The 12,298-nt window shown below is 58.0% G+C and carries 1 protein-coding gene; it reads left to right on the top strand.

Annotated elements, in window-relative coordinates; translation table 11 throughout:
- Positions 1-27 precede the first annotated feature (27 nt).
- On the top strand, positions 28-12,285 hold the full coding sequence (locus HALO_RS18270) for a non-ribosomal peptide synthetase (protein ID WP_157693184.1): 12,258 nt from the start codon (positions 28-30) through the stop codon (positions 12,283-12,285).
- Positions 12,286-12,298: the final 13 nt, after the last annotated feature.

Here is a 12,298-nt window from a genome sequence, read left to right as displayed (position 1 = left end):
CGGCCAGGAGTTCCAGCAGGTACGCATATGAATATAAGGCACGCCCAGACGATGAACAGCCACCCGTCCCATAACGTTGTTAACCACAGCTTCGTTGAGCATTTAAGTCGCCTGGCCCGGGAAAGGCCCAGCGACAGGGCGCTGATTGTAGTGAACGCACAAGGTGAGACCACCCTTGACTACGCCACCCTGGAGCGGCGTTCCCGCGCCCTGGCCAGCGAGCTCCAGCAGCGGTTCCCGGCTGGTGAGCGTGCCTTGATCCTGCTGGATAACGATGAACACTATGTGGTGGCGTTCTTCGCCTGCCTATATGCCGGGGTGATTGCCGTGCCGGTCTTCCCTCCAGAGTCGGCCAAGCAGCAACATCTGGCACGTCTGCTCGCCATTGCCGCCGACTCCCAGGCCGCCTGTGTGCTCACCTCTACAACGATTATCGATGTGGTCGCATCTGCAAGCGAAGGCTTCGGCAGCGCCGAACTGATCCCCGTGGATGCCGTAGATGAGAGCCGCGCTGAACACTGGATTGAGCATCGCCCAAAGCGTGGTGATCTCGCCTTTTTACAGTACACCTCAGGTTCCACGGCCACTCCCAAAGGGGTGATGGTTAGCCATGGGAACCTGATGGCGAACGAGCGTGCTATTGAGACGGGCTTCTCGATTGGTGCCGACGATGTTTTCGTCAGTTGGCTGCCGCTTTACCACGACATGGGGCTGATCGGTGGCCTGCTGCAGCCCATCTATCGCGGTATCCCTGCGGTATTGATGAGCCCCACTTTCTTTTTACAGCGGCCGGTACGCTGGCTGGAAGCGATCTCCCGCCACCGGGGCACCATTAGTGGTGGCCCCGATTTCGCCTATCGACTGTGTCTTGAGCGTATCCGTGACGAGCAGCTTGAGGCGCTCGACTTATCTAGCTGGCGGGTCGCGTTCTCAGGCGCCGAGCCGGTACGCCACGATACCCTCACGGGCTTTATCGAACGCTTCCGCCCAGCGGGCTTTGCCGCTGATACCGCAGCACCCTGTTATGGCTTGGCCGAAGCAACGCTATTGGTTAGCTGTAATTCGCGCGGTACGGGCGTGGTGGGTACTGCTTTTTCTCAACAATCGCTGGCCGAGGGAAAGGCTGTTTCAGCGGTTGAAGGCAACACCCTGGTGGGCTGCGGTACACCGGAACCCGGTCACGCTATCGATATTGTCGACCCTGAGGGGCTTCACTCGCTGCCCAGTGGTGACGTCGGCGAGATCTGGGTCAATGGGCCCAGCGTGGCGCACGGGTATTGGCAGAACCCAGAAGCAACAGCGCAAGCCTTTGTCACCCGCGATGGGGTCAGTTGGCAGCGCACCGATGATGCTGATGCACAGAACCACGACGCCCGCGATGATCGATGGCTGCGCACTGGCGATCTAGGCTTTCTGCACGAAGGGCAGCTGTATATCGCCGGGCGTATTAAGGACCTGATCATTCTGCGCGGCCATAACGTCTACCCTCAGGATATCGAGAGCGCTATCGAGGCGGAAGTGGAAGCAGTGCGCAAAGGGCGCGTGGCAGCCTTTGCAGTGACCACCCCTGAAGGCGCCGAGGGGATTGGCGTCGCGGCAGAGGTCTCCCGCGGCATACAGAAGCTAGTGCCCGCCGAGAAGCTGGTCGAAGCACTAAGCGAGACGGTGGGATCCGCTTGCCACGAGCCGCTTTCGGTAGTGCTACTGCTTAACCCAGGCGGTCTTCCCAAAACCTCCAGCGGTAAATTGCAGCGCAGCACCTGCCGCCAAGGCTGGGAGGCGGGKAGCCTGGATGCCTACGCCATTCACGCCTTTGGGCGTTTTGTCAGTGATGGTGACGCTGAGGGCGGAGGAAAGTCATCGCCATCGCCTGCGGAAGCTGGGAGCGAAACGGAGCAGGCGTTGGCGAAGCTCTGGCACCAGGTGCTGGGGGATGACGACACCCAGTCGCAAAGTAAGCCGCTAGGCAGCGATGCTCATTTCTTCGCCAGCGGTGGTAATTCTCTGGCGGCGGTGCGGCTAGCCGCCACCATCAGTGATTACTGGGGCGTCGAGCTATCTCTGCACTCGCTGTTCGAGCAACCGCGCTTGTCTGCCATGGCTAAAGCTATCGAAGCACGTTTGGCGGCATCATCGGATCAACGAGGGATGGCCATCCCCCGTCTTGAAGATGATCAGCGCCAAGGCGACATACCGCTGTCGGAAGGACAGCGCAGCCTATGGCTGACGTGGCAACTTGATCCCCAGAGCGCTGGTTACAATATGGCAGGGGCACTGCATCTCAAGGGGGTGTTGGATCCATCATCGCTCAATGCAGCGCTGGAGGATCTCGTGCAACGCCATGACATTTTGCGTACTTACTACCCCTTGAGTGAGGCGGGAGAACCTGTTCAGCGGCTAGCGCAGGATTGGCATCCTGAGTTGATCTGTGACGAGATGCCCGGTGATACCGTGGATGAACGGGAGCAGGCACTGCATGACGCACTCACCAAACTGGCCCGGAAGGCTTTTGCCCTGGATCAGGCACCTCCCTTAACCATCGCACTCTACCGCTTGTCCACGGAGCACCATGTGTTAGCTGTCGTGCAGCACCACATTGCTGGCGATGGATGGTCAGTGCAGGTGCTCATCGATGATCTATGCGCACTTTATGAGGGTGCGTGCACACAGCAAGAAGTCAAGCTTGCACCACTGCCAGTACAGTTCGCAGATTATGCGGTTTGGCAGCAGCGTCAGAAGCACAGTAGTGAGCGACATAGTAGTGAGCGGCAGGGCCAACTTGCTCACTGGTGTGAACGCCTCTCGGGGGATCATCCCCCGCTAGCGTTGCCCTTGGATCGCCCACGCCAAGCGATGTCCGCACCGAGCGAAGGCCAACTGCGCTTTACGCTTCCCGGTGAGTTGAGCGAGCAGCTACGTAGCCTAGCCCGTGAAAGAAACGTTTCACTCTACGCCGTGATCTTGGCGCTATTGAAGCAGACGTTGTATCGCTTTAGCGGTGAGACAGATATCAAGGTAGGGGCGCCGATTGCCAATCGGCATAAAGCCGAGCTTCAGGGCTTAATTGGGTACCTTATCAATGTCGTTGTGTTGCGCACTCAGATTGATCCCACTGGAAATTTCGAACGTTTGTTAGATGAGGTGAACGCTACCCTGATCGATGCCCAGCTGCATCAGGATGTCCCCTTCGATCAAGTGGTGGAGGCGCTACAGCTAGAACGGCAACCGGGGGTACATCCGCTATTTCAGGTGAAGTGTACTCAGCAGGAAATGTGGCAGGCGGAGCGTCACGTGGCTGGCCTAGTCATTCAAGCCGAGCAGGTATTCACGGGTATTGCTCACTTCGACCTGAGTCTCGATTTTTGCGATGAGCCCGAGGGAATAGCAGGTCTATTCGCTTACTCCGCAGAGCTATTCGATGCCACCACGATCGAGCGTTTCTGCCAGGCATTCCGATTCCTGGCCGAGCAGGTCGTAGCTGATCCGCGGTCTCACACTGCGATGCTGTCGCTACCTGAGCCTATCTCCGTGTTGGAAGGAAACCAAAGCGAGATTCTCACTCAGGCTATACCCACCCTGCTGTCGAAAGTGGTGGTAGCTCATGCTGATGAGTTAGCCGTAAACGACGGGCAGTACCGTTATACCTATGCCAGCCTGGATGCCCAAGCCCAGAGTCTGGCACAGGCACTAATCGCAAAAGGCGTTGGTTCCGAGGTGCGTGTTGCCATTCACGCCGAGCGTTCGTGCGAGTACGTGCTCGGTATCCTCGCCGTACTCAAAGCGGGCGGGGCTTTCGTACCGCTGGATCCGCAACTGCCGCGCGAGCGCTTGGCCTATCAATTGGCTGACAGTGGCGCTCGCTTGATGCTGAGCAGTACGGCTTGCGACTGGAGCGATGCTGTTCCGGTAATGGAGCTGGCGTTTKCCGACGATGTTCCGGCTGCCGTAGAGAATAAATCCCCCGTCATCCATCTTCAGCAGACTGCCTATGTGATCTATACCTCTGGTTCCACGGGCAAGCCTAAAGGGGTGGCGGTTAGTCACGGTGCTCTGGCCAATTACGTACAGGGTGTTCTGGAGGCGCTGGCGCTACCAGAAGGTGCCCGCAACATGGCGATGGTGTCGACGGTGGCGGCGGATCTGGGGCATACGGTGCTGTTTGGTGCCTTGTGCACCGGCCGCACCTTGCACCTCATTTCTCCCGAGTGCGCCTTTGACCCGGATGCCTTTGCAGCTTATATGCGGGAACAGCGGGTGGATGTGCTCAAGATTGTGCCCAGCCACCTGCGGGCACTGCTGAGTGCGGCAACCCCGGCTGACGTGCTTCCGCACGAGCGCCTGATTCTGGGCGGCGAAGCGACCGACTGGGCGCTACTGGAACGTATCGCCGAGCTTAAGCCAACCTGCCAAGTGCTTAATCACTACGGGCCTACGGAAACCACGGTAGGTATTCTCACCCAGCAAGCTGACATAGCCGATCGAGCTGCCAGCACACTGCCTATCGGCACACCGCTGGCCAATGCTCAGGCCTGGGTGCTGGATCCCTGGCTTAATCCGGTACCGAAGGGTGTTGCCGGCGAGCTCTACTTGGGTGGCCCAGGACTGGCTCAAGGCTATCTACAGCGGCTGGGGCAAACGGCGGAACGTTTCGTCGCCAGCCCCTTCCATGCGGGGGAGCGGCTCTATCGCAGCGGTGACCGTGTGCGCCAACTGGCCGACGGTAGCTTGACGTTTCTTTGCCGTGTGGATGATCAGGTCAAGATTCGCGGCTATCGGGTTGAACCGAGCGAAATCGCTACCCTGCTGCGCGATCAACCGTGCATCGCGGAGGCCGAAGTGGTAGCGCGGGAAAACGAGGAAGGCCGTGCGCAACTGTTCGCCTACGTGGTTATGGCAGCCGGAAGCGACATCGATGACGCCGCGTTACTCGCGCAGCTTGGCGAACGCGTGCCGGACTATATGGTGCCCAGTGCCATAGTACGGCTAGATGCCTTACCGCTAACCGCCAATGGCAAGTTAGATCGMAAGGCGCTGCCCGAGCCAGTACAAGCGGGTGGTGGTAAAGCATTCGAAGCTCCCCAGGGAGCAGCGGAGGAAACCCTAGCCGCAGTCTGGGCCGACGTAATCGGCTGCGAGCAGGTGGGGCGCAACGACAACTTCTTCGAGCTGGGTGGTGACTCAATCCTCAGTCTGCAAATCGTCGCGCGTTCGCGTAAACGTGGCTACAAGGTAACGCCTAAGCAGTTGATGGAAGGGCAGACTGTGGCCGCCGTGGCGGCGATGGCCACGCCTCTAGCTGCTACCGCTCCTAAACAAGCGGCTGCGCCCAATAAAGCAGCTTCCTTTGCGCTGCTGCCGGTACAGCGCTGGTTCTTCGAGCAGAACTTTGCCGAGCCACAGCACTGGAATCAGTCGTTGATGCTGGAAGCGGCCAGTGGTGTAGATACCGCGCTGCTACGGCGTGCCATTGAGGCAGTGGTAGATCACCATAGCGCCTTGCGGCTGCGCTTTGAGCGCGTTGGCGATAGCTGGCAACAAGCCTATGGCAAGCTAGCCGACGATCTCTTCGAGCACGTGGACGTAAGCGATCATGCGGATCCGGCGCAGGCCATCACCCAGGCTGCCGATGCTGCGCAACGCAGTCTGAGTTTGGCGCGGCCGTTCCGTGCTATCTGGATGGCACTGGGAGGCGAGCGCGGAGGGCGATTGCTGCTAGTGGCTCACCACCTGGTGATAGACGGCGTCTCGTGGCGCGTGATCCTCGACGACCTGCAAGCGGCCTACGCGCAGTTAAGTGCAGGAAAGACAGTCGACCTACCACCGGCAACCACCTTGCTAGATGAGTGGGCGCGTGCCCTGGCCGACTATGCCAAATCGGAGGCTTTGGCTGAGCAATGCTCCTATTGGGAAAGTCTCGTCACAGCGCCAGAGCCCAGCCTACCGGCACGGAATCCCCATGGCAGCAACACCGTCGCCGATACCGCATCGCTCGTTGGCAGCTTGCCTACCGAGGCCACCACGCAACTGCTGGGGCCGGTGCATAAAGCCTATCGTACCCAGGTAGATGACCTGCTCCTCAATGCACTATCGAGCGCCCTGTGCCAATGGGCGGAGCGAGACAGTGTACTAATCGAACTGGAAGGCCATGGCCGCGAAGACCTGTTCGACGGTATCGATCTCAGTCGCAGCGTAGGTTGGTTCACCTCGCTCTACCCGGTTCGCCTGACCCCAGGTAATGCGGAGCCCGGTACAAGCCTAAAAGCAATCAAAGAGCAACTTCGCCAAGTGCCTGAAAAGGGGCTCGGCTACGGCGTGCTGCGCTATTTGAAAGAAGAGCCCGCGCTGGTCGGTGGTGCCTACCCCCAGGTCACCTTCAATTATCTAGGCCAGTTGGATCGCTCCCTACAGGGCGATGGGGCCTGGCGGCTCGCTAAAGAGAATGCAGGGCAGGCTCGCGCGCCCCAAAGCAAGCGCCGTACCTGGATTGAGGTGGTGGCCTGGGTTCAAGATGGCCAACTGCGCTTCGACTGGAATTACAGTCGTGAGATTCACAGCGAGGCAGCGATACATGCCTTGCAAGTAAGCTTCCAAGCGCAACTAGAGGCATTGATTGAGCACTGTGCTAGTGGCGTTCGTGGCGCAACACCTTCGGACTTCCCGCTGGCGGGGCTGAGTCAAGAGCAGCTTGACGGCTTGCCTGTTGACACTGMCCAGCTGGCGGATCTCTACCCACTGTCCCCGTTGCAGCAGGGCATGCTGTTCCACAGCCTTTACGATGACCAAGATTCAGCCTATCTGAACCAGTTGCAGGTAGAAATTGACGACCTGGATGTCAAACGCTTCCAGCTCGCTTGGCAAGCAGTACTCGCGCGCCATGAGGTTCTGCGCAGTGGCTTCCTGGAGAGTGCTGGAATGCCGTTGCAGTGGGTGGCGCGCAACGTTGATCTGCCGTGGTTTGAAGTGGATTGGCGCGAACGAGTGGATCTAAAAGCGGCGCTTGAGAGACTGTCCCAGGAGCAGCGGAAACCGTTCGACATGACGGCGCCGCCGCTGATGCGCTTGGCGTTGGTGCGAATTGCAGAAACCCGATACTGCTTTATCTGGACGCGCCACCATTTGCTGCTGGATGGCTGGAGTACGTCGCAACTGATGGGCGAGGTGTTGCGCTGTTACGCCGGAGAGGCCTTGCCATCTGCAGAAGGACGCTATCGTGATTACATTGCATGGTTACAGCGTCGTGACACCAATGCCAGTGAGACTTACTGGCGTGACCAGCTGCAGCGTCTCGATGCACCCACGCACCTAGTGAGCACCMCCCCTAGACCTTACGAGGCGCAAGCTGGGCATCAAGAGATAACCCTGTCACTGGATAGCACGACCACTCAACGATTGGAGGGTTTCGCCAAAGCGACTCGCATAACGCTCAATACTTTAATGCAAGGTGCCTGGGCGCTGCTGGTGGCACGTTATACGGGGCAAGATAGCATCTGTTTTGGAGCTACCGTGGCTGGACGACCCGCTGAGCTACCGGCAGCAGAAAACTTGATCGGCCCCTTTATTAATACCTTGCCAGTCATTGTTTCATTGAACCCCTCGCTTCGCGTCAACGAGTGGTTGTGCCAGTTACAGGCACAAAACTTGGCGAGTCGCGAGCATGAGCATACGCCGCTATACGAAATCCAACGCTGGGCGGGGCAGGGTGGCCAGGCACTGTTCGATAGCTTGGTGGTATTCGAGAACTATCCCGTTGATGCCGCGTTACACCAGAATTTGCCAGGCGGGCTGACGTTCGGCGAAGTGGATAACCGCGAGCAAACCAATTATCCCGTCACGCTGGTCGTCTTCCATAAGGAGGCGTTGGAGCTTTGCTGCGGCTATTCACGGTCACAGTTAGATGATGCCGCTGCCGAGATATTGATCCAGCATCTGGTGGGAGTGCTGAAACAGTTGAGTGAGTCGGCTACTCGCCGAGTCGGTGACATTGACTGGTTAAGTGACGTTGAGCAGCAACAGCTTGAGACGTGGAGCGTCAATGATGAGCATTACGAATGGGAAGCCCCGATCCATCGTTTGATTGAGCGTCGTTCCGATATGGCGCCTGGAGCTACAGCCCTCATTTTCGATGATCAGCATCTCAGCTACGCCGAGCTTAACACCCGGGCCAATCGCTTGGCCCACTATCTGATTGGTTTAGGCGTACAACCTGAGACTCGAGTAGGCATCGCTGTTGAGCGCTCCATCGAGATGGTGGTGGGGCTGCTGAGCATTCTTAAAGCGGGGGGCGCCTATGTACCGTTGGATCCGGATTACCCCAGCGAACGTCTGGCCTATATGGTTGAAGACAGCGGTATTGAGCTACTGCTTACCCAACAGCACCTTCGCAATACGTTGCCGGTGTTTGAGAGCCTTGGCGTTATCGAGCTGGATCAATTGGACGTGGCGCATCATGCGTCAACCAACCCGGAGGTGGCACTGCACGGTGAACATCTCGCTTATGTCATTTACACCTCGGGTTCTACCGGGCGTCCTAAGGGTGCGGCCAACCGTCATCACGCGCTGACCAACCGCCTGCAGTGGATGCAAGACGCCTATGGGCTGACGACCGACGGTGCGGTGCTGCAGAAAACGCCATTCAGTTTCGATGTTTCCGTGTGGGAGTTCTTCTGGCCGCTGATACAGGGGGCGCGGCTGGTGATGGCGCCGCCGGGAGCCCATCGCGAACCGGCACAATTGGTCGAGCTAATCCGTAGCCATAACATCACTACACTGCACTTTGTACCTTCAATGCTTCAGGCCTTCTTGGCTCATGGCAAGGTTGAAGACTGCACCAGTCTGACACGCTTGGTATGCAGCGGTGAGGCGCTGCCGGCCGAACTGCAGAATCAGGTATTTGCCCGCTTGCCTCATACGGAGCTCTACAACCTATACGGCCCCACCGAAGCGGCCATTGATGTCACTCACTGGGCCTGCCAAGACGATGGGCGCAACCACGTAGCTATCGGTCAACCCATCGCCGGTATCCGCACCTATGTGCTGGATGGAGATCTTAACTTAGCGCCACCGGGAGTTGCGGGGGAGCTCTATCTCGGAGGCATTGGGTTGGCACGGGGCTATCTGCACCGCCCTGACCTTACCGCAGAACGTTTTGTCGCCGATCCATTTGCGCAGGGCGAATGTCTCTACCGCACCGGCGACCTAGTGCGCTGGCGGGAGGACGGCCAGCTTGAGTACCTGGGCCGCCTCGATCACCAAGTGAAGATCCGCGGCCTGCGTATCGAGCTTGGCGAGATTGAAGCCGAACTACTCTCTCAGCCGGCGGTTCGTGAAGCGGTGGTGGTCGCTCAAGAAGGCCCCGGTGGTTCGAGGCTGGTGGCCTATGTGGTGCTCCAGGCCGACAGTAAACTCGACACTAGTTCACTGCGTGAGGCGCTGGGGCAGAGACTGCCGGACTATATGGTGCCGGGAGTCGTGGTCACGCTCGATACGTTACCACTGAACCCCAACGGCAAGGTGGATCGTAAGGCCCTGCCTGAGCCTGACTTGACCAGTGGCACACGGTACGAGCTTCCCCAGGGGCAGTCGGAAGAAACGCTAGCGGCAATCTGGGCTGAGGTTTTGGGTGTTGAGCGGGTCGGCCGCCACGACAACTTTTTTGAGCTAGGCGGTCATTCTCTGTTGGCAATGCAGGTGCTTGCACGCATACGAGCGGCAGGCCTGCATAGCTTGGCTCTTCGTGAATTATTTAAGTCCCCGGTTCTGTGCGAATTGGCCCCCCTTATCTCTACCGGTATGAATGACATGGCTGGTGGAGAGCCACTAACTTCCATCCCTCGGCGTGAGGAAATGCCATTGTCCCCGGCCCAAAAGCGGCTATGGATGGTTGATCGGCTGGCAGGCTCTACCCGCGAGCGAACTGCCTACAATATGTCCACTGCTCTAACCCTCACAGGGAGGCTTGATGCAGAAGCGATTAAGTCAACGTTTGACGTAATTGTAGATCGCCATGAAGTACTGCGTACCCGTTACCCTGAGAACGAAGAAGGKGAACCGGTTGCGGTCGTCGCATCCGGCAACCCTATGGAGGTTGAATGGGTCGACTTGGTTAACCTGGAGAGCAACCAGCAGAGTCAGCAAGCCCGGTGGCTTATGGAGGAGCATGCCCAGCGCGCATTTGATCTCTCCTCGGGGCCGCTTCTCCGTGCCGCCGTAATTAGGTTGGCACCACGGTCGCATCTGCTGCTGCTCTGTGTTCACCACATTGTATTTGATGGTTGGTCAGAAGCTGTCTTCATCAAGGAGTTCGTCACTACCTATCAGGCGCTTATCGGAGAAGGTGAAGATGTGTTGACCGATCTCCCCATCCAGTACGTGGACTACGCCGCTTGGCATGAGAAAGCATTGTCGGGAGAGGCCTTCGAGCAAAGTGCAACCTTCTGGCGTCGCTATCTAAGTGATGCTCCCCCGCTCTCAACACTACCGGGGGATTTCGCTAGGCCCAGCCAAATATCGCATGCCGGTAGTGCCCTGAGCATGACACTGAGTCCAGACCTATCACAAGCGTTGAACAAGCTTGCCGCACAGCGTGGCACCACGCTATTTACGCTTCTATTGGCGAGTTTTCAGCTGTTGATGCATCGCCAGACCCGTCAACACGACCTGATTGTGGGAACCGATGTCGCTGGCCGTAGCCATCCCGATGTTGAGCCGTTGATTGGCTTTTTTGTCAATGTAATCCCGCTGCGGTCTCGTTTGTCTGATGGCCAGATTGATTTCGGCCACTGGCTTGAGCAAGTACAGACCAGCGTGCTGGATGCCTTCGATCATCAAAATGTTCCCTTCGACAAAATTGTCGAGCTTTCGGGGATTGGTCGTGAGCGCGACCGTTCCCCCCTGATACAAACCCTCTTCGTACTACAAAACACGCCAACCGAGCGGTTCTCAATTCCGGGCTTGGAAGTGGAGGTAATGCCTCAGCCTCGGCAAGAGTCGAAGTTCGATATGGCGATATTCGTCAATGAGAGTGACACCGGACTATCAGTCGAGTGGGTCTACGCCACCGCATTGTACCGACGCGAAACCATTGAGCACTTAACCGGTGCCTGGCAGTCGCTACTAGCGCAGATCGTGGAAGCTCCCAACACGCCCGTCGAGGAGTTTCGCTTACCCCAAATGGAGAAACACGCTATGCAAAACAAGCTTTCAAAAGGTTCCAAACTCAACAAGCTTAGCAGCCTGAAATCCCAGCCAGGTGCGCGCCCCTCGACCAACAGTGACTCACCGATACGAACGGCGCTGCTCGACGAAAAAAGGGTCTTTCCTCTCGTGATCGAAGCGACGGATCCTGACCTTGATGCGGTGGCGTGGGCAACCTCCCAGCGCGACTTTATTGAGCAACACTTACGCACGCATGCAGGCATTCTGTTCCGTAACTTTGGTCTGACCACACCGCAAGAGTTTGAAGCCTTTGCCGAGGCTATCCAGCCGGGACTTTACGGCAATTATGGTGACCTGCCCAAGAAAGAAGGGGGGCGCAATACCTACCGTTCAACCCCCTATCCCGAGCGCCAGATGATTCTTTATCACAACGAAAGCTCGCATTTGGAGCGCTGGCCGCGCAAGCAACTGTTCTTTTGCGAATTCCCTTCTCCCGTGGGAGGTGCCACCCCGATCGTTGACTGCAGGGAGATGTTGCGCCAACTGCCCGCCGATGTTGTGGAGGAGTTCGAGCGTAAAGGGCTGCTTTATGTGCGCACCTTCACCCGCAACCTGGACGTGAGCTGGCAAGACTTTTTCAAAACCGATAGCAAGGAGGAAGTGGAGGCGCGGCTCAAAGAAGCGGGAATCGAGTGGCAGTGGTTTGGGGACGATGAGCTGCAGACACGCACGCGCTGCCCTGCGGTAGTCACTCATCCAGTGACCGGTGACCGGGTGTTCTTCAATCAGGTGCAGCTCCACCACGTCAGTTGCCTTGAGCCTGATGTGAAAGAAGACCTGCTTGGCATGGTTGGCCAGGAGCGCCTGCCGCGTAATGTCTATTTCGGCGACGGCTCCGTGATTAGCGACGAGATGATGAAGGTTGTCGGCGAGGCCTACGAAGCCTGTGCCGTGCGCTTCGACTGGCGCCGGGGCGATGTGGTGATGGTCGACAACATGTTAGCGGCCCATGCCCGGGATCCTTACGAGGGGCCACGCAAGATCGTGGTAGCGATGGGAGACATCTATGAGCGTTCGGCGCTGGAAGAGGCTCAAGGAGCAAGTGCCGATGCCGAGTTGGTCGGTCAATGAAGTCACGGGTATT

The sequence above is a fragment of the Halomonas sp. R57-5 genome, assembly GCF_900070345.1.
GTDB lineage: Bacteria > Pseudomonadota > Gammaproteobacteria > Pseudomonadales > Halomonadaceae > Vreelandella > Vreelandella ventosae_B.
Note: the sequence above shows the minus strand (reverse complement) of the source record. Positions and strands in the feature narration are given on the sequence as shown.